Raw genomic sequence first — 23,730 nt, 5'->3', positions numbered from 1 at the left:
ATCTTCTCTTCGCCCGATTGGGCTAATGCCTATATCTGCTACTATCATAAGCGGAGAGAAGCTGTCCTGTGACAATGAAAGAGCTCTTTTCACCTAAAAAATTTAAATAGGCACGATACTGTATCTGCAGCACCTTCCGCCTTCAGCCATACATTCACTGCGCGTTACCTTGGCGCTTAATAACTCTTCGAAAAGATCATGCTCGCATTGACAGGCCTTTCGGAACTGACCGGCTACCTGACGGATTGGGCAGTTATATTCGCGTATTTCATAAGATCCGTCATCGGCCTGGTTCCATTCCGCCATATATCCCCCAGCATTTTGGATGGAAGACAACTCTGCAACCCGCTCCTCCAAGTTCCGGTTTTCCATCATAGGAGAATACTGAGCAAGCATCCGCCTGCGGCGCCCTTCGAATAAAGTATTAACAGCTTCGATCCCGCTACCTTGATCCAGCTCTCGCAATAGGTCTAGGGCTAGGTTGTGATAATTTTTCGGAAAATACTCCTCTGCGAGCTCAGTTAATGAATACATATGTAGGGGCCTACCCATCGCCTGACGCACAACCTTGGTTTTGGCAATGCCCTCCTGCTCCATTTGAAGGACATGGCGCCTGACACCCATCTCTGTAATTTCCAGTTCTGAAGCCAGTGCACCGATAGTAAGCGGTCCCTTTGTTTTCAGGAGCTTCATTATCATACGCCTTGTTGAGCCGCTTTCCTGCTCCTTTTTCATCTCACGGACCCCTTTCTATTTATGGATGTATGTTGGTCCCCAATTCCTGGTTAAGATAGTTGCGGACTTCTAAGGCGAATTGCTCCAAAACCTCTGAAAGGTCCGGAGTTAAAGGATGCAGAGAGCTGCGATCCCACTCAAAATAATCCTGAACAAGCGGCTTTCGAAGAGCCACTAATTCAATAAGTTTGGTATAGATACCACTGTCCCCGAACACGGTTTCTTCATGAATAATGGAAATAATGTCCTCGTAGCTACCCGCATCCCGCATTATAAATCCGTCAATCAGACAGCTCCCTACATCTGTAACGACCTCAATAGCCAAGTGGAGACTCCGTTCCTGCACCAGTCCCATTAATGTACTGCCGTCCCAGTTAGCCGTCGCTGAACGCAGGCCTGCATTGATATCTGGAATTTGGTCCAGAATGAGTTCGATTTGCTTCCGGTTGACATAATACACAGCTATACCCCCAAACGAGTTCTAAGATAAGTTTATCGGTTATTAAGATCTACTTTCCGCGCTTACCCCGCCGTTTCAGCCAGAAAAACATAACCACACAGGCCGCAAGGAAGACCACCAAATAAGTTAACGCTTCCATTGGATATTCTAACTCGCGCATGACTGCCACCACTTTCTTTGATATAATCAGATTCTCGTCTTGCGGAAGACCGTCTTACATTTCATAATCAACAGAATAAGAAAGCTCCTTAACCTCATTAATATGAGCAATAACTTCCTTATGCACTGGATGGACTTGATAGGCCTGCAGATCTTCCAGTGAGGCTACTTCCGTCACAAGAGCAATGTCAAAGGAACGTTCTGAGCGGAGCAAATCAGTACCTACCTCTATCGATAGTAGCTCTGGGATTTTCCCTTCCATGTTACGTAATACAGCCACCGTGGTTGCTACACTTTCGGGTGAACGATCCTTCAGTTTGAAGAATACAATATGCTTAATCATGTTATTTCGCTCCCTGTCTATTTCTTATATTTTAAAATATATCATAACACCACACGTTCTGAAAGAAACTTACACAGGAGTCCGTAGTTACAGGATTATCCATTGATCCATATAGGGAAGTAATGTAGTATTTATTACAAAAATCGGAGGAAGTATGCCTACAATTCAACCAGAACCTCATAAAATTCAGGCGTGGGCCGAAATAAACCGCAAATATCTTGGACAGGGTGTGCGCGTCAAAAGATTTCGCCGACCTAAACGCAGTCAAATTCGCAATCGTGTACTACTCGCCATATTAATGGCTAAGGATGTGAAGCTCTCTCAGTTTGCCGAAGAACTGTCCATCTCTTCACGCAGCGTCAGCGCTTGGGTATACGAAGGCCGTATTCCATCCCGAATCAATATGGACAAGGCCTGCCGTATTTTAGGATATCCTGCCCATATTCTTTTCAATGAAGCGTTAATTAACGATAGTCCAATTCTGTGTCAGCCCTACTCGTCCCGATTCATGAAAAGAGCCCAATCCAACTCGCCCAAACGCAATAAAATCCTGCTTGGACTTTGCATGGTATATGATTTGTCAGTTACCGATGTTAGTCATTGGATCAGCATTCATCCGGGCACCTTCCGCAAATGGCTTCATTATGGTCATCTGCCTTCACCTGTAATGCAGGACAAGGCCGCGGAGTTTTTTAAGGTTCCTCCGACTATTTTGTTTGCGGATTGCGACGCCTGACCTCTTTAATTTTCTGGTAATAGGGCAATGATAGTAAAGATATCATTCCGACCAGAATTGAACAGGAGGAGATTATTATGATGAACCCAAACCACATGCTGACTTCTGGATTTACAGATCTATGGGAGGTAGCCCCCGGGGTTATCGGACTTCGCACCTTATTTGTAAATGTCGCCTATATAAGCTCTTCACCTTCAGATTGGATTCTCGTGGATGCAGGTCTAGGCATGTTTGCTGGCAGTATCCTGAATACGGCGAAGGAGCATTTTGGAAAACCGCCGCTGGCCATCATCCTGACGCACGGACATTTTGACCATGTAGGAACGATTAAGGAGCTCATAGAGGAATGGAAAGTGCCTGTGTACGCCCATCCTCTGGAGCTTCCATATCTAACAGGACAGCGGGACTACCCACCGGCAGATCCATCCGTAGGCGGCGGATTAATGGCAGTGATCTCCCCTTTGTACCCGCATCGCAGTATTGATCTTGGAACTTCGGTACTACCTTTACCTGAGGACGGAAACGTACCCGGTGCGTTGGGTTGGAAATGGATCCACACACCTGGGCATAGTCCGGGACATATTTCGCTGTTTCGTGAGCAGGATCGCGTATTAATTGCGGGAGATGCTTTTATTACTGTAAAACAGGAATCGGCGTTGGCTGTCGTTATGCAGCAGCAGGAAATCCACGGGCCGCCTACTTATTTCACAATCGATTGGGCCAAGGCCGAGGACTCTGTCCGCAAGCTTGCCCATTTGAACCCCCTTGTCGCCCTCACTGGACACGGTTTACCCATGAGAGGCACTGAATTATCTGCGCAACTGGCGCTTTTAAGTAAGAATTTTAAAAAAATGGCTGTACCGGATCAGGGTAAATACGTAGAATCCTCTGATGTTTAGCTCATTGTTCTTGCAACTATGTATCTCAGTATGTATGAATGGCTCTTGCCTTCTGAACTCTTCAGAGTCTCGGGATAGGAACCGGTCTCCAGGATCTCCGTCCCTGCAAAATACTCCCTTAGCTCTCGATCACTAAAGAAATGAGCGAATTTCCCCTCTTTATATTCATAGGTTCCGGGCTCCATTAACTTCCCGCTTCCGTTGTTCGGATCCTCATCAGAGAAACTGGTGAAGAAGATCACTCCGCCGGGACGCAGCTGCTTCAAGCAATTTACGACTAGTCTGCGGCGGTCCTCTTTCAGGAATAAATGAAGCAAATCATAGCAGTAAATAGCATCCATCTGTATATCTAAACGGTGATCCAAGGCTGATCCAAGGGTGAAAGTACTTAAAGGATCCCACTCTGCTGCAATCTCCAAGGCTGCTGGGGTCACTTCAATGCCATAGGTCTCGAACTCCCTCGAGAATACCTTCGTATTACGTCCATAACCTGCTCCCGGAACCAACACAGTCTTCGACTGATGCTGCCGGAATAAATCCTTGGCATGCAGTGCCGTAGGACTGGGATCGCTTCCCCAGATCATCCCTTCCTGCGCGAATCTTTGATTCCAGTAATCGAACATGCAGCTCCCCTCCTGTCACCCGTTCAATTTCTAACCCTGTACCAATATTGATAAATCTCTTCAAAACCTAATTTGTCATACAAAGCACAAGCCCCCCGATTAGCCTGAACCACTTGGAGGAAAGAGGACGAAGCGCCTTGCTGCTTACCCCAATGAAGCATTCCCATAAGCAGTTGCTCTGCCATGCCTTGTCTGCGATGAGCTTGAGCGGTAACAATATCATAGATTCCCATGTACCCGTGTTGAATGATCCCTAGCCCGCATGCGATTGGAACCCCTTCCTTAAGCAACAGGGCATATCCCTGCTTCAAAGTTGAGGCAGAGAGCATTCTGTGAAGTGTTTTACGGTTCTCATGGGACAATTCTGTCAATTCGGCAAAAACATTCAGCCACTCCTCGCTACATTCATTTTGAATCTGTAATGAATATTGCGAATTAGGGGCTGGAAGCCTATTCAGATCCAGCACCCGGACGGAGGAAGGCTCTACTACACTATAGCCGGAGCCTTCAAGGATCTTATCCAGATCCGCAGGCTGAATATAAGGGGTGATTTTAAAAACAGGCTTCAGCCCCGCATCCACATAATACGCCTCTGCCAGCTTGACTTTCTTCCTAATCTCATCGTCAGATTCGTCCGTTCCATATAACGGGTTAACCGAATTAGCCCTTTTCGTGTATCCCGCTGCTGATCGCAAAATCCACCCCTGCAAAAGAATACTCTGCTCCGCGGGCCACGTATTTAATGTGATCTCTTCAATAGATTTATACAGCCTGTCCCTCTCCTCTCACCCGTCATCCCCCGGGGTCTCCTTTATTTGGAAAAAATAACCTTTAGTATATAATAAACTACAGTCTCGTTAAAGGATACATAGATTGTACTTAAGACTTCTCTTTGGGAGTGTGTAATAAATACGGCGAGTACCCGCTTTTAGCGATTGAAATCCGGATACAGCTTATGCTTTCGAAGCGAGCTTTCCTACGGAAAGCTTTCGGGCGGTCGCTATCGCTCCTACAGTTCCCAAATTCCCTTTCGTTACTACCACCCCGAGGTTGTTATTTAATTCAATCTATATAAATTAAGAATTCAACCCCTATGGAGTAATATAGAGCGAATTCTTCACCTTGAATTTCAGATTTTGGCTCAAATTATAGTAGGGTAGTCTGTGGAATAGATGTACTTTGTACACTTATTTCTGGCTTTTGGCGCTCGTATGTAAGGATAGATGTACTTAGTGCAACTAAAAACACGGATATGCCGGATAAAACCCGGAATACCCAAAAATAAGTGTATTAAGTGCAATTAAAAATCATAAAGTGTGCTAAAAGTGAACTACAAGTGTACGTTGTGCAACTATATATGTTGAAACCCATGTAGATAGACGATTTTCCGTAGTTGTCGCGGATCCCTGAGGAGATATAACCACTCTCTTGCACCAACTTATTGACTCTACCTCAATATTTATTATTTCCTTGAATATATAGGGGATTTTCCCCTCTATACTTTATTTATCACATCAATGTCCAAATCTTAAGTTCAGCCTATAGATAGTTAGAAAAAACGGCCCCTCCTCCAATTGCTCAGAGAACTAACCGTCTGTCTTTGGCGCATCAATTCCTCTCCTAGTCCATCGCTGCTGCAAGCCATTCAACCACAGGCCATGGAAGCGGATTCTCAAAGGTACTCCAATCCTGCCCCATCTCTTCCTGTGTGAGGAGACAGCTGTCTAACCGGGCTTCGATTACAGAACGTTCTAAACTTAATCCGATAAAAACAAGCTCATTCAGGCGGTCACCCCACTGCTTGTCCCACTTGGCTTTAACTTCCGGTTCGCTCTCCAGAACCTCAAGCTGCTGATCTTCGGGCATTGTAGCCAGCCAATAGCCTGCAGGTCCAAACTGAATTGAAGGACCCGCCTGACTCAAACTGGCTGCCACATCTCCCTCAGCTGCAAGCCAAACCAGACCTTTGGCCCGTACCACTTCTTCCGGCCAATTGCTGAAGAATTCATTTAATCTTTGGGGGTGGAACGGTGCTCTACGTCTATATACGAAGGAGGTTATACCATACTCCTCGCTCTCAGGTGTATGCCCTTCCTTGCTTAACTCCGTGATCCAGCCAGAAGAGAGGCTGGTTGTCTCAAAATCGAATAATCCGGTGTTGAGGATTTCCTGCGGGTCTACTACTCCTTTTACCGTACGAATGATCTTGGCAGATGGCTGAAGTTTACGCAGTACAACCTCAAGTTTACTTAATTCCTCTTCATCCACCAGATCACATTTGTTAAGCAGCAGCACATCACAGGTTTCAATCTGATCGACCAACAGGTCGGCGATATCACGGAAGTCATCTTCCCCGGCTGTCTGGTTACGATCCAGTAGACTATCTCCAGAGGCAAAATCCTGCCAGAAGCGGTTAGCATCGACAACAGTCACCATCGTATCTAATTGAGTTAACGTAGTTAAATCGATATCTAATTCCGGATTTGCATAGGTGAATGTCTGGGCAACAGGGACCGGCTCGCTGATTCCCGAGGACTCAATCAGAATATAATCAAACTTCCCATCTTCAGCTAGCTTCTGAACCTCCCGCAACAGGTCATCACGCAGTGTACAACAGATACATCCATTAGACATTTCAACCAGCTTCTCCTCCGTACGGGATAGAGAGTTGCCGGATTTGATTAGATTTGCATCCACATTCACTTCACTCATGTCATTTACAATAACTGCTACTTTAAGTCCATCCCGGTTATGCAGAATATGATTCAGTAACGTAGTTTTCCCTGAGCCCAAATACCCGCTTAGCACGGTAACAGGAATTTTTTTCATCTTGTGTGCCTCCTTCTATTTATGCGATTAAAATGTTGAAGCGGTGCTGTTCTACCGGGTCTCACGGTGAAGAGTAACTCTTTTTAGACGGGGGCAGTACTTTTTCATTTCAAGCCGACCCGGCTGATTTCTCTTATTCTTGGTGGTGGTGTAATTGCGGTCACCTGTTTCCGTGCATGCCAAAGTAATGATTACCCGCATTAAGTTCATCTCCTTTTTATTCGTAATTGTTACGATTAACATATTCTACACTTAGTCTACTCTCAGTGTCAACCATAGATAGTTTGTAACCGCTTTTCCAAGATTTGTGGTCTTTCTAGCGGACAAAGTACGTATAGATGGAATTACAAAAATATGATTCTCGTGATTTTGATACCTTTCGCGGAGGAGTGTGTGAATATGAAAATACCAGTGATTATACTTAGCGGGTTCCTCGGGAGTGGTAAAACCACCTTGCTGTTGTCGATGTTGAAGGAAAGTAAGGAAAGAGGCGTTCAGCCGGGTGTCCTGATGAATGAGCTTGGGAAGCGGGATGTAGACGGGTATATCGTACAGGAGCATACGGGAACAAATGTGGAAAAGCTGTTGGATGGATGTGTATGCTGCAGCCGCAAGGAGGAGCTTCTGGACAGTCTGCTGGTGTTGATCAAACGGCGTCCGGATGTCATATATATTGAACTTACCGGTGTGGCAAATCCCGAAGAAATCGAAAAAACACTGCAAGAGGCATCCTTGAGGGAAAAACTGGCATTGCATTATACCGTGACCATGCTTGATGCCGAGAATGCTCTGGAAAATAACAGCCGCTTATCAGCCGATAAACAGCTTATTCGGACGATGCGCAAGCAGCTAACGACGGCCGATCTGATCGTCATAAATAAAAGTGACTTGGTCGAACCCGAAGCATTGTGGAAGATTGAAAAGTTAGTCCGTAAACACAATAGAGAAGCGGAGATTGTATTTACCCATTACAGTAAGATTAATTTGACACCCCTGCTTGCAGGAATTGCTCCGCAACCGCTTTATACTCCCGCTCCACAGCGTGCTCCGCAAGCCTTTAAAGGGGCTACACTGAAGAGATCCTATACTGAGCAGGGAAATGTAGCTGTCAAGGAAACAGAAGAAGCGCAGCATGTATCCTTCTCGCAAGTAGCCGCCGTAACGTTAACTTTTCCACAGGCGGGGTCCAAGGTGCTTACGAGGCAACAGCTGGAGGAGTTCTTTCAGGAGTGGGGCAGCAGTCTGCTGCGGGCTAAGGGGCATGTTCATCTATCCGAACAGGAAACGGTACAGCTTGTTCAATATGCAGGTATGAATACAACCTGGGAAGCCTCACGATATCCCGGTCTGCCTTATGTTGTGTTTATTGGCATGAATCTAAATGAAGCACTTCTGGCGACACGGTGGTCGGCCTTGTTCAATTCTTGAATACCTTTACTCCAATTAAAATCTTGCCGTTGCTCCTTCCCGCTGCGTTTCTGATCATCCTTAGCATCGTCTGGCTGCCAGAGCATCAAGCACTATTGGACAATGCGTACATCGACTCTTTTAAAATAGCCCTTATCGGGATTTTGCTGGAGGCACTTCCGTTTGTCCTAGCAGGAGCTCTGATCTCTTCATTACTTCGGGTATTTATTCCTGATGAGATGATTTCGCGGTGGATTCCCAAGCGGCCGATTCCTGCGATTATATTTGCTTGTCTGCTCGGCGTCATCTTTCCTATATGTGAATGCGGTATGATTCCTCTCGTCCGGCGATTAATCCATAAGGGAATGCCTGTCTACGTAGCTGTTGTATTCATTCTATCCGGACCCATTCTGAATCCGGTCGTGTATGGAGCAACCTTAACAGCATTTCGCAGTCATCCAGACCTGGCCTACTCCCGGATGGGATTAGCTTTTTGCGTAGCCTGCATCATTGGACTGGCGGTTTACGCTACAGTTAAAAAGTCACCCCTCCGCCTGACGGTTAAGCGGGAAACAGAAGAAACACATCAACGCAGCTTTCGCGGGGGCAAGCTGGTTTCCATCTTTGTGCATACATCTGATGAGTTTTTTGAGATGGGAAAATACTTGATCATAGGCTGCCTGTTAACCTCTGCCATTCAGACCTTTATGGTTCATGACAGTCTGGTCGCTATTGGGGAAAAACCGCTTGGATCGTACTTTTTTATGATGGGATTGGCCTTTGTCCTCTCTCTCTGCTCTACTTCGGATGCCTTTGTGGCTTCAACCTTTCTGCACACTTTCCCTCCCGGTTCACTGCTAGCCTTTATGGTACTGGGACCTATGCTGGATTTCAAGAATTCGTTGATGCTAATGGCCTTATTTAAGACCAAATTTGCTTTGTATTTGTTCTTCCTGATCTTCTCCGGCGTTTTTATTGGCTCTGTGCTCTTTTCTATTTGGCTTTGAACACCCGCTTAATAACCTGCTACACGTGGAGGAAAGAACATGAATGACTCTCGCAGCATCCGTATGCATTATTCTCTCAGGGCATTCATCCTGCTGTCCTTCGCCCTTTATATCGGTCATCTGGTCCATCAGGATACTCTTCATTATTATGTAACACCTAAGCTGGCAAGCTTGGTCAAGCTCTGTCCAATACCGTTGGCGGCGATGGCCTTCAGCCTGACTGTTCAGGCCTTGTTCGGCAAAAGCAGCGCTTTATGCAACTGTGATCAGCATCTACCCCGGTCTAACCTAAGGAGCATAACCCTATACAGTTTATTTTTATTCCCATTGCTGCTCGGCTTCTTGCTGCCTGATCGTGCTTTAGGAAGTGTATCTGCCTCCAAAAAAGGAGTTTCCTTATCCTACGTAGCTTCAGAGCAGAAATTCATGTCCTCTGATCCGTATCAGGAGGAATTTGCTAAACTTGCAAAAATCCTATACGAACAGCCCGTTATTTCAGTGTATCCTGAGATTTTCTCTGAAACTTTTGGCGCTATAGATAGATATAGGCAGGCCTTTGAAGGGAAAGAAATCATCGTTTCCGGCTTCTTGTACCCGAATGAAACCGCAGCCCATGATCATTCATTTGCGGTAAGCAGATTTCTGGTGCAGTGCTGCACCGCTGATGCTACCCCATTTGGAATAATGGTAAACCCGGGTACACCAATAAGCCTGCCCGCGGATACCTGGATAGAGGTCCGGGGCAAGCTTCATATCGTACCGTACAAAGGCCAGGAAATCATGCAAATTAATGCCATGTCTATCACACCGATTTCTCAGCCGTCTACGCCTTACATTTATACAAGCCCCGACTCCGTTGAAGCATGGAATAAATTAGAGAATGCTAGCGGCGGCGCTTCAGAACAAGCCTCAGTAAAATAGTAATGGCCGCATAGTTGAAGATTACCTACGGATGCGGGCTGACCACTCATTCAGTACTCGATCGAGCTCCCTGACATGAATCGGTTTGGATATAAAGTCCTGCATACCGGCCTTAAGACACATCTCTTTGTCACCTTTTCTGGCGAAGGCTGTTGCCGCAATAATAACTGGGAAATGCCCCAGCTTCTCACGTATAATTCCTGTAGCCTCTATCCCATCCATTATAGGCATCTGAATATCCATGAATACCAAATCATAGGATCGGCTGAGTACGGCCTGTACCGCCTCTTCCCCGTTTTGGACCATATCCGGTGTATAACCTCTTCTTTGCAAATATACTTGAAGCAGCTGCCTGTTCACGGGATGATCCTCAGCAATCAGAATGGATAGTGGTCCATACTCACCTCCGGCATTTACCTCTTCAACGATATCAGTCCCACCTTCTACATCTGGGGAACTGAGAGTCTTACTCTGAACTCTTTCCTCTCCTGGAAGCGACACCTGCACCGTGAAGTAAAACTCTGAACCCTCACCCTCACGACTGTCCACACCGATAATTCCTCCGAGCAGCTCAGTTAGTTTTTTACTGATAGCCAGTCCTAACCCTGTTCCACCGTATTTCCGATTGATAGAAGGGTGTAATTGAGAGAAAGATTGGAATAGCAGCCCTTGACTCTCGATCGGGATACCGATCCCCGTGTCCTTAACCGTAAACTTAAGAATAGAATTGCCTGAATTCAAGGGTGATAAGAGCTCCACGGAAATGTTGATATCTCCCGCCTCTGTAAATTTCACAGCATTCCCCACTAGATTCACGAGGATTTGCCGCAGCCTGGTTTCATCAGTCACTATTAACGAGGGAAGGAGTGGGTCGATCTCGTTAAGCAGGGTCAACCCTTTCTCCACAACTTTGGGATAAAAGATATCTATAACGCTCTGCATAACATTGCGAATATCCACCATCTGCAGCTCCAGAGTCATCATACCGGCTTCGATTTTGCTGAAATCCAACACTTCATTCAGAATATGCAGCAACGACTCGCCACTCTTATTAATAATCTGCGTGTAATATAACTGCTCATCATCAAGCTCTGTGCCCGAGAGCAAATCCGCCATCCCAATGATCCCGTTCATAGGCGTCCGAAGCTCATGACTCATTATCGCCAGAAACTCTGACTTCGCCCGATCCGCCTGCTCTGCCGACTCCTTGGCCCGTACGATCTCCTTCTCCTCGGTGATATCTCTGAAGACCACCACCGTACCTTTCTGTTCCCCGTTGTCATAAAGAGGGGTCATCCGATACTTAACTAGAAAACTCGAGCCGTCCTGCCTCCAGAATACGCCTTCTCTTTCTTCGTAAGAAGTGTTTTCAGTGAATGACGGGATTAATATTTTCTGTCCTCCCGAATAAGGGGTGCTGTCCAGCCAGGTCTGTTGGATCGTATGAAGCTTATTCGTAACGGACCACTCCCCCCGTTCATATCCCAGCATCTGTTCGGCAGCCGGATTGATGAACATGGTAGCTCCCTCCAGATTCATCCCAAAAATCCCCTCTGAGACGGAGTTCAAAATAAGCGCGTGTTCATAACTAAGCTTCTCGATTTGCTCCAGATGACGTTTCCGCTCGGTGATGTCACTTGTAATGCCGAATACCCCTACCACTTGGTTGTTCACCATAATTGGAACATAAATTACACTAACCTCAACCGCATGTCCTTCCCGGTGGATCAACCTGCTTTCAAAAATTTGGGCAAGTCCGCTCGCGGCCCTTTGAAAACGTTCATTAGCTTTTTCCAATTCTTCCGTATCAATAATTTCGTTGTAATCGGACATTAGCAGGCTCTCTTTAGAGTAGCCCGTCAAATATTGAAGACTGGAATTCACAGAAAGGGTTCGCCCCTGTAAATCCATCGCACTGATCGCAGAAGGGTTATAGTCGAAAAGGGACTTATAGCGATTCTGGCTCTCCTGAAGCTTCAATTCATATTGCTTCCGTTCCGCGATGTCACGGGTTACGCAGATGAGTTCCTGTATTTCCCCTTCACCTGTATAGATATACCTAACGGTAGTTTCCACCCATATATACGAGCCGTCCTTACGTAGAAAACGGAATACAACAGGTTCGTGTTTGGTCTCATCCATAGAGTCACGCAAATAGGTCTGCACTCGATCAGTATCGTCGGGATGAATATATCCGAACCCTTTTGTTCCGACCATTTCTTCGGGTGTGTATCCGAACATCGACAAACAAATAGTTGATGCATATAAAAAGGTTGCGTCCGTATCCGCTGCGTTGCGGGAAATAAAGTCTAGAGAGTTCTCTGAGATTAGGCGATAATTCCGTTCACTCTCCCGGAGTTGTTCCTCCATCTCATAGCGTTCTGTAATATCCTGAACCACACCATTGATTTGAACTGTATTTCCTGCCTCATCCAATACGGCCTCCCAGTGGGCATCAATAAGCTTCTGGACACCCTCTGGGGTTCTAATTCGGAATATCACCTGTCCATGGACTCCATTCTTAAGTGTAGGTAGAACGGCCGCCAGCACAATTGGATAATCATCCGGCTCTATCCAGGCACGAAGAGTCTCTGGACCATACGTTGAATGGTTGCTGTTATCTTCAGTAAACCCAAAAATATGCCGCATTCCCCTAGACACAGTAGAACGTTTATTAGCCACATCCCATTCCCAGGAACCCATCTGGGAGAGAGATTGGGCTTTTGCCAGCATATCCTCATGTTTCTTCCGATCTGTGATATCCCGAGCAATCGTCAGAACCTGTTCCACATCTCCATCGGAATTCCGCATCACCTGAAAGGAGGACTCAATCCATAAATAATGTCCATCTTTATGGCGAATCCTGCGGGTATATACATCTTTATCCGAGTAGAGCTTACCCTTTTCCGTCATTTCAACGGCATCCTCTGCATGGTAAAACTCCGGTCTTTTGCGACCGATCACTTCATGAGCCGGGTAACCTAGAAGCTTCTCAACCGAAGGAGAGACATAGGTAACCGTCCCATCTGGATCCCCAAAGGAAATCATATCTGGCGTATTCCGCGTAATCAAATTATATAAATATTGGTTCTCTTCAACTTTTTTCTCCGCCAGCTTGCGGTCAGTAATATCAGATATTTCAGCAATCATATATTGCGGTTTACCGATGAGTTCATCCAAGATTAAAAAGATATGCAAAGCGACCCAGATAACCTCACCATCCTTGCGCAGAAACTGTTTTTCTACATCTATAGCCTCACCAGGCCTCTGCTCAAAATAGTTCATAATGGTTTCATGGTCACTGGGACGCTTATCTACAGAATAAGCAATATCCAGATAACGAATATTTAAAAGCTCAGCTTCTGTGTAGCCAAGCATTGTGCAAAGTGCTGAGTTGGAACGAATTAAAGACCCATCCGCCGTAGAGACTACCGCATAACCGATGGAAGATCGTAAAAATAACTGTTCATAACTAAAATCAGACAATGATGCAGCCTCCTCAGTAAAAAGTAAGGACAAAGTATATATTAAGAGCATAAAGGAAAGCTTTCAGCGTGAACAGCAAAATCAAAAAAAACATTAAAAAGTGAGCCTCCAATAATTGGAGACTCACCACTAGATGATAATTCTAAGAATGATTATAGATTTAGATAACCCATGGAAGACTCTGGGTAACGTTTACCCGAGGCAGCACCTTGTGGAGCGATTTCCTTAATCAGCTTTAATTCCTCGAGAGTCAGACTGTCTAAAAAAAAACCCTTCATAAATGAAGAGTTCTTCTTGTAGCAACTATATGCGGTCAAGAGGACTCGAACCTCCACGTCATTGCTGACACTAGAACCTGAATCTAGCGCGTCTGCCAATTCCGCCATGACCGCAAATTATGTAACACAGTGAGTAATCACCGATAGATAAGATATTACTTCTTTTCAGTATAAAAAGCAATATCCTTTATAGATAAAAATATAGTTATAGGCATAACCAATCAAGGTCATTCATTCTATATATTTCTCTTATAAGCGACCCTATGATACAACATAAGTAAGAAATATGCGACAGAGCTATTTTATAACAAGGAGGAGTCTAAAGTATGAAACAGCGTTGGAATGCAGGGAATTATGATTCGGATATGGCCTTTGTCTCTCAATATGGGGAATCCCTGATGGATTTACTAAATCCGAAACCGGGAGAGCAAATTCTGGATTGGGGCTGCGGGACTGGAGATTTAGCCGCCGCTATAGATGCTCGAGGCGCAAATGTAACGGGCATAGACACCTCTGCCGAAATGATCCATACAGCTCGCAGTAAATATCCTCAGATAACCTTTGTAGAAGCTGACGGCCAATCTTATGTGTCAGAGACTCCAGTGGATGCAATCTTTAGCAATGCCGCTTTACATTGGCTGCTGGATGATAACGGGACCGCCGCCTCCATCTCTGCAAGCCTACGGACGAACGGTCGTTTTATTGCAGAGTTTGGCGGTCAGGGCAATATTGACTCCATCGTTAACAGTCTGCCGCATGCCTTTGCAGCTATTGGCTGTTTAGATAAACTGCAACTCCCTTGGTATTTTCCGAGCATTGGTGAATATACCACACTGTTGGAGAGCCACGGTCTGACCGTACAGCTGGCCCTCTGCTTCGATCGCCCTACCCCGCTAGAGGCTGGGGTGCAAGGATTCGCGCGGTGGATGAATACTTTTGCAAATGGGATTCTATGTGTACTTACCCCCTCCGAACGCGAAGAGGTTATAGAATATATGGAGAAAGAGCTGAAGCCGTCTCTATACCAGGAAGAACGCTGGTTGATGGACTACCGAAGAATTAGAATAGTCGCTTATAAACGGTAACCCGATATTCTGAGATTATAATTCTATATTATAAATCTATGCATCCCCCACGAATCGGTTTTTTCCAGCTCCAAGTCCAACTAGCAGCAGCATAACACTAGCACCCAGCAGCAATATAAGCGGCAGATCCCAGCTATGCGTGAAATCATGGAGCCATCCGAACAAGGCCGGCCCCGCTGCTGCTAATAAATAACCCACAGATTGAGCCATCCCGGAAAGCTCAGCCGCTTCTTGGGTGGTTTTTGTGCGCAGACTAAAAAACATCATGACCAAACCAAAGGCAAATCCACCCGCTATACCGATGCATATGGCCCATACGGACATCCATGAGCTGCTGCCAAGCCAGATTCCGCTAATCCCGGTAACATAAAGAACGAAAGTTATGACGACCAAGCTGCGTTGATTTTTCATCCGACCTGCAAATAATGGCACAAAAAACGTAAACGGCAGTTGGGCCAGCTGCATCAGTGAAAGAATCCAGCCTGCATGACTGGAACTCATCCCCCGTTCTCCGAGAATAACTGAAAACCAGGCAATTAGAACGTAGTATAACAGCGACTGCAAGCCCATAAAAAAACTAACCTGCCAGGCCAAAGGTGAGCGCCATATATTTTGGGAGGGTAAGGATTTGCTGCTCACACTCGAAATACCTAATACTCGTATCTGAGGGATCCATAACATCGTTGCCAAGGCCACTAATACGAACCACATGGCTAATGTGCCTCGCCAGCCGAAGCTGGTCTGACTTGCCAGCGGCACACTTATTCCGGCGGCAAAGGCAGCGCATAGGTTCATGGACACGGTATAAATACCTGTCATTAAGCCGATTTTCCGGGGGAATTTCCCTTTAATTAAACCCGGCAGGAGCACATTGCATACTGCAATCGAGATTCCAAGCATAGCCGTTCCGATGAACAGCAGTCCAGCTCCCGAACCTGACCTTACCAGAATACCTACACTCAGCAGCAGCATAGCCATTAATAATACATTAGCTATTCCAAAACGTCGGGCCAACTTGGGCGCAAAGGGAGACACCAGTGCGAAAGCCAGTAACGGTAGTGTAGTGATTAATCCAGCCAGAGTATTGGATAACTCCAAATCTTCTTTGATCATTTCTATTAAAGTGCCCACCGACGTAAAGGGAGCTCGCAAAGCCGCCGCGATAACAATAATACCCAGTACGAGCCATAAGCGATTCAGTTTGGGACGTGATGCGCCTATTTTCATAACCTTCTCTTCTTGCTGCCGAACTTTCATTCAATTCTCCTCCAAGCCATAGTAAACAGGCAAACGCAGCGCTTGCCCGAGAAAATTTTCTAAATTTATATATATTTATTTTTAATAATCATCTACCATTATGATAGAAGTTGCAACCTGAAGAGGTTTATCGACCATCCCACACAATAGAAAAGAGTGAAGTAAACGATGCTTCGTCGATTTTTTTCCTATTATCGTCCTTATAGAAAATTATTTATACTGGACTTTACCTGTGCAGTCGGGGCTGGCCTCCTGGAGTTGGCTTTTCCTGTAGCCGTTAACAAGTTCATTGATGATTTATTGCCCGGACAGGATTGGCCGCTGATTCTTATCGCCTGTGTTGCACTCTTGGCCATATACGCCTTGAACACGGTTTTGCAGTATGTAGTCACGTATTGGGGGCATATGCTCGGCATTAATATCGAAACGGATATGCGCAAAAAAATGTTCGAGCACATTCAGAAATTATCCTTCCGCTTCTTCGACAATAACAAAACCGGACATCTGATAGGCCGCATAACCAATGATTTGAATGATATCGGTGAAGTGGCTCACCATGGACCCGAGGATGTTTTTATAGCTATCATGACACTAATCGGTGCCTTTTTGCTCATGGCTCAAATTAATCTGCAATTGGCCATTATCACCTTCGTTATCGTTCCAATCATGGCTTGGGTCATCATTTACTTCGGCCGTAATATGACCACTACCTACCGCCAGCTTTTTGGGAATGTGGGCAGCTTCAATGCACGAATAGAAGATAACGTCGGAGGAATCCGGGTTGTACAATCCTTTGCCAATGAGAATTATGAAAAGAAACTCTTTGCCGTTGATAATCAAATGTTCCGTCAAACCAAACTGCTCGCGTATAAAATTATGGCTAGAAGCTTATCCGTCAGCTACATGATGACTCGGTTAATTACCATATTGGTTATGCTGAGCGGAGCTTGGTTCTTTATTCAAGGTGATCTGCAAATTGGAGAATTTGTGGCATTCATTCTGCTAGCCAATGTTTTCTTTCGACCGATTGAGAAGATTAATGCCGTGATTGAGAGTTATCCCAAGGGGATCGCCGGTTTCAGGCGGTATCTGGAGATTATTGATACGGAACCGGATATCAGTGACCTCCCAAATGCCATTGAAGTGAGCCACCTGCGCGGTGATATTAACTTCGAGAACGTAAACTTCGGCTATGATGAGCATCGTCCGGTCCTGCAGGGCATTAGCTTAACCGTATCGGCCGGGGAAACAATCGCTTTTGTCGGTCCTTCCGGTGCAGGTAAAACAACCATATGCAGTTTACTGCCTCGATTCTACGACGTAACCGGGGGCAGAATTACGATTGACGGAACCGATATCCGTCAGCTTAAGCTGGAGTCACTGCGTAAGCAAATCGGAATTGTGCAGCAGGATGTATTCCTCTTCTCGGGTACGATCCGCGAGAATATCGCTTATGGTAAGCTGGATGCCGAGCTGCCAGAGATATGGGACGCGGCTAAGCGGGCGCATCTGCAGGATTTAATTACAAACCTTCCAGACGGAATGGAGACTGTCATTGGCGAACGCGGTGTGAAGTTGTCCGGTGGACAGAAGCAGCGGTTGGCTATTGCCCGAATGTTCCTCAAGAACCCGCCCATTCTTATTCTAGATGAAGCAACCTCAGCCTTGGATACAGAGACAGAAGCAGCTATCCAGCAATCTCTGGCGGATCTATCGGTAGGCCGAACCACGCTCGTAATCGCTCACCGTCTTACAACGATCAAGAATGCTGATCGCATCATCGTTGTAAATGAAGACGGTATTTCCGAAGAGGGCCGGCATGAAGAACTTGTGAATGCCGGGGGAACTTACAGCCGCCTGTATCAAGCGCAGTATAATGCGTGAGAACATGATATCTAAACTGCATAATGTTAGGACTGCAGCAGCCAAGTGATTGGAATAAGGGGCGAGGACGATTAAGTGTATCCCTCTCATCCAGAATTGCTCCATTTAGCCGCGTTGGACTTCATTTAGGTGTACTTTATACAACTAAAACGGATGATTTTGCCCCGGGCACCGGTTTAGTTGTATTCCATACAATTATTACTTTAAAAATACGCTGTAATCCTTGTTTTGCCGGGATATAGTTGCAGAAAGTACAACTAAACCCCGGCAGAGGCAGCAGCCGGTCCAAATAGCTGCATAAAGTACAACTAAACCGTTTTTCGATTTATGGTACTAGAGGCATTTGATTCATTTACTTCATACGGCACCCTTCGCTTTATCATTTCACGCGCACCTTACGCTTCATTTACTCATTCACTCCATATGTACTTTTCACAACAATTACCTTCTTTTACACTAACTCCATTTACTCCATTTACTCCATTTACTCCATTTACTCTATGTACTCTTCTGACTTTATTCGTACTTTTAAATCCCTTCACTCAGCATCATACAACTCACCCCATTATACTCACATAATTTTATCTAATTCATCCCAGATCCGCCCCACTCAACTCACATAATTCTGGTCACTCGACAGCCCTTAACGCGCCCCGCTTAATTCACAAATATCCATCCACCATCTGCACCATTCCACAACCGATTGCTGCTGCACTGACTTTCGGTATCCTACTCATCGCAAAAAAAAGAACCAATTTCAAGTCTGCCAGCCAGACTTGAAATTGATCCTTTTCATTATTTATTCGCAATATGAACTTTGAGTAGTTTGCCCTTGATGGTCGTTGTCTTCATCGCTTCCAGCACCAGGGAACCTTTACCGTTCAAAATATCCACGTACGACACATTATCCTGTATCGTGATGATCCCGATATCCTCAGCGGTGATCCCTTCGAGCTTGGCAATCGTGCCGACAAAATCCACTGCTCTAAGCTTCTTTTTCTTGCCGCCATTGAAGTACAACTTCATGATCTCTTTATTCAGACTTTCACTCTTGTCCTTTTTACGCACCTGCTGAATATTGATCTTCTGCTCGAACGCTTCCTTCGCATAGGCAACCGCATCAGAAGAAGGAGCTTTCATAACAGGAATACTGAAGCCGATGAATCCTTCAATTTCTTTGACCCACTTGTGCTCATTCGGTGTAGCAAAGGTAATCGCTTTACCTGTCTTGCCCGCACGACCGGTTCTTCCGATCCGGTGCACGTAGCTTTCTTTTTCCAGCGGTATATCGTAATTGATTACATGAGTGATGCTCTCGATATCAATCCCTCGTGCCGCAACGTCGGTGGCAATTAGATAACGGAATTGACCTCTTTTAAAAGCATTCATGACCTCGAAACGTTCATCCTGCATCATACCGCCATGGATTTTATCACAGGGATATTGCAGATCGGCGAGTCCTCTGAATAACGCATCCACCTGATCCTGCGTCCGGCAAAAAATAATACAGCTATCCGGATTCTCCACCGTGATAATATCGGTTAACAGAGGAAACTTCGCAGGTTGTTTCACTTCAATGAGCGCATGTTCGATTTTAGCCGTCGTAATTTCCTCGGAATTAATCTCAATATCCAATGGAGAGCTCATGTACTTGCGGCAAAGATTTTTTACAGCCTCAGGCAATGTTGCCGAAAACAACATCGTCACATGGTCTTTCGGCAGTTTTTTAATGATAGCTTCCACCTGCTCGATAAAGCCCATGTTCAGCATCTCATCCGCTTCATCGATAACTAGATACTTAATTCGGTTCAAGTGAATGGTGCCTCGTTCTATATGGTCTGATACGCGTCCGGGCGTACCCACAACGACATGTGTTTTTTGCGTAAGTTCTGCTTTTTGCGGGGCAAAGGGCTGCTTACCAAATAGGGCTACGGCCTTGACCCTCTTGAAACGACCAATATTCGTGATATCGTCCTTTACTTGCGCGGCTAGCTCACGGGTTGGGGTCAGAATTAAAGCCTGCGGTTTGTTCTCCGCCCAATCCACCAGCTCGCAGATCGGAATGCCGAATGCGGCTGTTTTCCCGCTGCCGGTCTGTGATTTAACTATCAGATCCTCTTCCTGTAAAGCAACAGGAATTACTCTGCTCTGTACCTCGGTCGGCTTCTCATACTTCAAAACATCCAACGCTTTTACGATTTCTTCACTTAACTCATAATCTTTAAATTGTATCTCGCTCATAGTTCAACCTCTTCTATGCTGATTTATCTGGTCAAAAGCGGAATGTCCGCGATACTTCCATATTATGCACTTTAACATTATACCAGCTATTTGTCCCCTTGATTCCATTCCTTGAAGAACTGGTCGAGAAAAGTCAGCATAAACTCATGCCGCTCCTCCGCTAATTGTCGTCCATATGTAGTATTCATTAAAGTTTTTAATTTTAACAGCTTTTCATAAAAATGATTAATTGCTGTTCCTTTAGAATAATTTCGGTACTCTTCTTTTAAGGATTCGTCTCTTGGAGGCAACCCCGGATCATAAATGGGACGGTCTTTCGCCCCTGAAAAAGCAAACACTCTGGCAATACCTATAGCTCCGATTGCATCCAACCGATCCGCGTCCTGCACAATCTGTCCTTCAACCGTACTCATGGGCTCCCCGCCGCCGCCACTATAGGACATCGTTTCTATGATCATCATAATGTGGCTAATTTGTTCCTGATCCGTCAAATGGGACGTTAACCAAGTATGTACTTTTTGTAATCCGGCTTCTTTGGATGGGTTAAGTTTCTCATCAGCAACATCATGCAGCAGTGCAGCCATTGTGCATATAAAAGCATCCGCCTTCTCGATTTCCGCAATGGCACTAGCTGTATTTCTGACTCTGTCGGAGTGCCACCAATCATGTCCGGTTGTATCATGTCCAAGCTGCTCTTTAACGAAAGTTTCGGTTTGAGAAATAATATATGATTTATCCATTTGTTCCATCGAAAAAAACTCCTTTTGCTCCTATTGTTCATCTATTATACTTCCTTTAAGGAAGAAAACCATGAAAAAGGAGTGTAACTATGCACATTACATACAAAATCAATGCCCCGCTGGAGGCGGCAGAAGCCGCAGAAATATTCAAAAGTTCAGGTATTAAGCGCCCTGTTGATGATCTGGAACGTATCGGGAAAATGATTGCTAATGCTGATGTATTTGTCACGGCGTGGGATGGCGAGAAACCGGTTGGGATCGCCCGCGCCATTACGGACTTCGTCTACTGCAGCTATTTATCTGATCTGGCCGTGCGAATGGATTATCAAAAGCTGGGCATCGGCAAGGAACTGGTGAATGTTCTGCAAGGTCATTTGGGCGAGGAGCCGATGCTCCTGCTGCTTGCAGCCCCCTCCGCTATGGAATATTATCCGAAGATTGGGTTCGACAACCTGGATTGTGCGTTCATTATACCTAGAGCGAAATAGGCTGGTTTGTATTAAGAAATTATCGTGGAACATTACGTTCCTTTTCAAAAAGTAATTTAAGGTAATGTTACATTTGAATTGGTGAATTCTGCCTACTGGGGCGGAATCAAGTGTACTTTTACATTTGAACTTGTGAAGTCTGCCTACTCGGGCGGAACTGATCGACTGCAGGCTAGATACTATACGTAATAGACAGAAAAGCTACTCCCACGGTATAAATACCGGAGAATAGCTTTTCTTTAATATTCGTAGACAACACCTTTTAGGTTGTCTTTTAAAGGAGCTAATGTGTTTACTGTCTTTTAATAACGTACTATTTATGTGCTGCTCATTGCCCGCTCATTCCAGCTGCTGGACCTTCCCCTTATTTCCCCTCATTAATCGCCCTGATGACCTCCAGCGGAAGCTTGGGTTGACGGTCATAGGTCAGCAAGCCGTTGATTTCCTGTTCGACATCGGTTAGTTGGGTGTAACAGTAGCCTTGAACTACACCGGATATCAGCATAGGTTTGATTACAGCGCGCAGGCGATCTGCAAAGTCTTCGTCATTCTCGGCGCCGGAGTAGCCCCATCCGTCCCAGTGACTTTTTTTGTAGGCGACACCACCGAATTCCGTGATCAGGATCGGCTGATTTTGATAAGGGAATCCCTCTACCGCCAGCTTACGATTGCCCGACCTTCCGCTTACCGCTTGCTCCACAGAGGAATACCGTTCCTCCAGCACCTCACGCCGCCACTCATAATCGTGGATATTGAACAGATCCGTACCCACCAGCTCCCAGCCGTCATTCGAGACTACCGGACGCATCGGGTCGAGCGATTTGGTCATATGATACATAGCCAATGCATGCTGCTGCTGCTGTTTATCAATTGCGATATTAGGGACACCCCAGCTCTCGTTAAGCGGTACCCACACTACAATGGACGGATGGTTATAATCGCGTTCGATACTCTCCTGCCATTCACTGGTGAACCGGCGGACATATTCTTCGGAATACTCATAGGCGTTAGCAGCTTCCCCCCACACGAGGAGTCCCAGCTTGTCGCACCAATACAGATAACGGGGGTCTTCCAGCTTCTGATGCTTACGGGCACCGTTGAAGCCCATTTCTTTGGTCAACTCTACATCCCGTCTGATCGCATCGTCACTTGGCGGGGTTAAATTACCGTCTGGAAAATATCCCTGATCCAGAACCAGCTTCATATAATAAGCCCTGTTATTCAAACAAAGCTTGCCGCTCTCAATGGATATTTTACGCATTCCGAAATAACTGGTGACTTCATCCAATATCGTATCTCCATCGCGCAATGTAAAGGTTACGTCATAAAGGTTCGGATGCTCAGGCGACCACCATCGGCCAAGGCCATGATCATTAAAATCGCTGAGATTGATACTTCTGCACTCATGTGCATTTCGCACCGAATAAGAATCACTGGTTACCGGTTGGCCTTCGAATGAAATATCCACCTGCAGCTTTAATACATCCGATTCTAGGGTGCCTTTAACAAAGGAACGAATCTCTATACTCTTTTTGTCGATATCCGGTGTGAGTTTGACTTTTTCCAGATACACAGGAGACACAGCCTCCATCCAGACGGTTTGCCAGATTCCCGTTGTTCTCGTATAGAAGATACTGGCCGAATCGCTTTTCCAATACTGCTTCCCCCTCGGAAGGGTTACGTCCTTGCTGTAATCTACCGCTTTGACTACAAGAGTATTCTTCTGTTCCTTAGGCGTTAATGCAGCTGTGATATCTGCACAAAATGGGGTATGACCGCCTTCGTGCTTGGCAACCAAGTTTCCATTGACCCAGACAGAGGCCTCATAGTCGACAGCTCCGAAATGAAGTAATATCTTTTTCCCGGCAAAAGACTCCGGTATTTCCAGCTCCCGCCGATACCATACCGTATCATGAAATTCAGGGTCGCCAATTCCGCTTAAGCTGCTCTGAAAGGCAAAGGGAACTTGAATCCGGCGTTGTAACGCTTGCTCTCCGGTATGCCATTTCTCAGATTCACCTACCTGATCGTCATCGAACTCAAATTCCCATTCTCCATTAAGATTCATCCAAGCCTCCCGAACAAACTGCGGTCGCGGATACTCTGAACGATACTGCTCCGGCATATATAATTCCTCCACTCGTGATTAGGA

At 45.7% G+C, this 23,730-nt stretch carries 21 protein-coding genes and 1 tRNA gene; 8 read left to right on the top strand and 14 right to left on the bottom strand.

The features are described from left to right. Positions 1 to 102: 102 nt before the first annotated feature. The 3 genes from PWYN_RS16455 to PWYN_RS16445 form a co-directional block, all read right to left on the bottom strand. Positions 103 to 735, bottom strand: a complete 633-nt coding sequence (locus PWYN_RS16455) for a helix-turn-helix transcriptional regulator (protein ID WP_036654267.1) — start codon at positions 733 to 735, stop codon at positions 103 to 105. Between the two features lie 19 nt (positions 736 to 754). Continuing rightward, complete coding sequence (locus PWYN_RS16450) at positions 755 to 1,195, bottom strand: DUF86 domain-containing protein (RefSeq protein WP_036654266.1); 441 nt, start codon at positions 1,193 to 1,195, stop codon at positions 755 to 757. A 214-nt stretch (positions 1,196 to 1,409) separates the two neighbouring features. Beyond that, positions 1,410 to 1,697 (bottom strand): Dabb family protein, encoded by a 288-nt coding sequence (locus PWYN_RS16445; RefSeq protein ID WP_036654264.1) that lies wholly within the window; start codon positions 1,695 to 1,697, stop codon positions 1,410 to 1,412. Positions 1,698 to 1,851: 154 nt separating this feature from the next. Between PWYN_RS16445 and PWYN_RS16440 the strand changes: the two genes are divergently transcribed. Together PWYN_RS16440 and PWYN_RS16435 are read left to right on the top strand one after the other, a co-directional pair. Beyond that, positions 1,852 to 2,433: a helix-turn-helix domain-containing protein gene (locus PWYN_RS16440; protein ID WP_036654260.1), complete on the top strand. Its 582-nt coding sequence runs from the start codon at positions 1,852 to 1,854 to the stop codon at positions 2,431 to 2,433. 80 nt (positions 2,434 to 2,513) lie between these two features. Continuing rightward, positions 2,514 to 3,332, top strand: coding sequence for an MBL fold metallo-hydrolase (locus tag PWYN_RS16435; protein WP_036658715.1), 819 nt, complete (start codon positions 2,514 to 2,516; stop codon positions 3,330 to 3,332). Here PWYN_RS16435 and PWYN_RS16430 read toward each other — a convergent pair. The 4 genes from PWYN_RS16430 to rpmG form a co-directional block, all read right to left on the bottom strand. Next, positions 3,329 to 3,955, bottom strand: coding sequence for a class I SAM-dependent methyltransferase (locus tag PWYN_RS16430; RefSeq protein ID WP_036654257.1), 627 nt, complete (start codon positions 3,953 to 3,955; stop codon positions 3,329 to 3,331). The two genes, PWYN_RS16435 and PWYN_RS16430, sit on opposite strands and share 4 nt — an antisense overlap. Positions 3,956 to 3,978: 23 nt before the next feature. Then, on the bottom strand, positions 3,979 to 4,704 hold the full coding sequence (locus tag PWYN_RS16425) for a GNAT family N-acetyltransferase (RefSeq protein WP_420805813.1): 726 nt from the start codon (positions 4,702 to 4,704) through the stop codon (positions 3,979 to 3,981). Between the two features lie 871 nt (positions 4,705 to 5,575). After that, positions 5,576 to 6,784: a GTP-binding protein gene (locus PWYN_RS16420; protein ID WP_036654253.1), complete on the bottom strand. Its 1,209-nt coding sequence runs from the start codon at positions 6,782 to 6,784 to the stop codon at positions 5,576 to 5,578. A gap of 51 nt (positions 6,785 to 6,835) precedes the next feature. Further along, the gene (gene rpmG / locus PWYN_RS16415; RefSeq protein WP_036654252.1) at positions 6,836 to 6,985 is read right to left on the bottom strand and encodes a 50S ribosomal protein L33; all 150 of its coding nucleotides are present in this window, start codon (positions 6,983 to 6,985) and stop codon (positions 6,836 to 6,838) included. A gap of 198 nt (positions 6,986 to 7,183) precedes the next feature. On the opposite strand from rpmG, the gene PWYN_RS16410 reads away from it, so the two are divergent. The 3 genes from PWYN_RS16410 to PWYN_RS16400 are packed head-to-tail and all read left to right on the top strand — an operon-like array spanning position 7,184 to position 10,119. Further along, the gene (locus PWYN_RS16410; protein WP_036654250.1) at positions 7,184 to 8,212 is read left to right on the top strand and encodes a CobW family GTP-binding protein; all 1,029 of its coding nucleotides are present in this window, start codon (positions 7,184 to 7,186) and stop codon (positions 8,210 to 8,212) included. Then, the gene (locus PWYN_RS16405; RefSeq protein ID WP_036654249.1) at positions 8,209 to 9,198 is read left to right on the top strand and encodes a permease; all 990 of its coding nucleotides are present in this window, start codon (positions 8,209 to 8,211) and stop codon (positions 9,196 to 9,198) included. The genes PWYN_RS16410 and PWYN_RS16405 overlap by 4 nt, the downstream gene beginning before the upstream one ends. Before the next feature lie 39 nt (positions 9,199 to 9,237). Next, positions 9,238 to 10,119 carry a TIGR03943 family putative permease subunit gene (locus tag PWYN_RS16400; protein ID WP_052088042.1) on the top strand — a complete coding sequence of 294 codons (882 nt, stop codon included), beginning with the start codon at positions 9,238 to 9,240 and terminating at the stop codon, positions 10,117 to 10,119. Between the two features lie 21 nt (positions 10,120 to 10,140). Here the strand turns inward: PWYN_RS16400 and PWYN_RS16395 are convergent, their stop codons facing one another. From PWYN_RS16395 to PWYN_RS16390, 3 genes are all read right to left on the bottom strand, one after another. Next, complete coding sequence (locus tag PWYN_RS16395) at positions 10,141 to 13,605, bottom strand: PAS domain-containing hybrid sensor histidine kinase/response regulator (RefSeq protein ID WP_036654247.1); 3,465 nt, start codon at positions 13,603 to 13,605, stop codon at positions 10,141 to 10,143. A gap of 152 nt (positions 13,606 to 13,757) precedes the next feature. Then, positions 13,758 to 13,883 carry a hypothetical protein gene (locus tag PWYN_RS30325; RefSeq protein ID WP_276203429.1) on the bottom strand — a complete coding sequence of 42 codons (126 nt, stop codon included), beginning with the start codon at positions 13,881 to 13,883 and terminating at the stop codon, positions 13,758 to 13,760. A 30-nt stretch (positions 13,884 to 13,913) separates the two neighbouring features. Beyond that, positions 13,914 to 13,997 (bottom strand) — tRNA-Leu (locus PWYN_RS16390). Between the two features lie 212 nt (positions 13,998 to 14,209). Between PWYN_RS16390 and PWYN_RS16385 the strand changes: the two genes are divergently transcribed. Next, positions 14,210 to 14,968 carry a class I SAM-dependent methyltransferase gene (locus PWYN_RS16385; RefSeq protein ID WP_036654244.1) on the top strand — a complete coding sequence of 253 codons (759 nt, stop codon included), beginning with the start codon at positions 14,210 to 14,212 and terminating at the stop codon, positions 14,966 to 14,968. Positions 14,969 to 15,004: 36 nt separating this feature from the next. On the opposite strand, the gene PWYN_RS16380 is transcribed toward PWYN_RS16385, so the two are convergent. Then, positions 15,005 to 16,225, bottom strand: coding sequence for a CynX/NimT family MFS transporter (locus PWYN_RS16380; protein WP_052088041.1), 1,221 nt, complete (start codon positions 16,223 to 16,225; stop codon positions 15,005 to 15,007). Positions 16,226 to 16,393: 168 nt separating this feature from the next. Between PWYN_RS16380 and PWYN_RS16375 the strand changes: the two genes are divergently transcribed. Further along, positions 16,394 to 18,109 (top strand): ABC transporter ATP-binding protein, encoded by a 1,716-nt coding sequence (locus PWYN_RS16375; RefSeq protein ID WP_036654241.1) that lies wholly within the window; start codon positions 16,394 to 16,396, stop codon positions 18,107 to 18,109. Positions 18,110 to 18,904: 795 nt separating this feature from the next. Here PWYN_RS16375 and PWYN_RS16370 read toward each other — a convergent pair. Together PWYN_RS16370 and PWYN_RS16365 are read right to left on the bottom strand one after the other, a co-directional pair. Beyond that, on the bottom strand, positions 18,905 to 20,350 hold the full coding sequence (locus tag PWYN_RS16370; protein WP_036654238.1) for a DEAD/DEAH box helicase: 1,446 nt from the start codon (positions 20,348 to 20,350) through the stop codon (positions 18,905 to 18,907). Between the two features lie 86 nt (positions 20,351 to 20,436). Continuing rightward, the gene (locus tag PWYN_RS16365) at positions 20,437 to 21,099 is read right to left on the bottom strand and encodes an HD domain-containing protein (protein ID WP_420805771.1); all 663 of its coding nucleotides are present in this window, start codon (positions 21,097 to 21,099) and stop codon (positions 20,437 to 20,439) included. A gap of 80 nt (positions 21,100 to 21,179) precedes the next feature. Here PWYN_RS16365 and PWYN_RS16360 point away from each other — a divergent pair, with 80 nt between their 5' ends. Next, positions 21,180 to 21,578, top strand: coding sequence for a GNAT family N-acetyltransferase (locus PWYN_RS16360; protein ID WP_036654236.1), 399 nt, complete (start codon positions 21,180 to 21,182; stop codon positions 21,576 to 21,578). A 364-nt stretch (positions 21,579 to 21,942) separates the two neighbouring features. Here PWYN_RS16360 and PWYN_RS16355 read toward each other — a convergent pair whose 3' ends face one another. Then, a complete protein-coding gene (locus PWYN_RS16355; protein WP_205622768.1) occupies positions 21,943 to 23,703 on the bottom strand; it encodes a glycoside hydrolase family 2 protein in 1,761 nt (586 codons plus the stop codon). Positions 23,704 to 23,730 lie beyond the last annotated feature (27 nt).

This window comes from Paenibacillus wynnii, assembly GCF_000757885.1.
Classification (GTDB): Bacteria; Bacillota; Bacilli; order Paenibacillales; family Paenibacillaceae; genus Paenibacillus_AQ; species Paenibacillus_AQ wynnii.
Note: the sequence above shows the minus strand (reverse complement) of the source record. Positions and strands in the feature narration are given on the sequence as shown.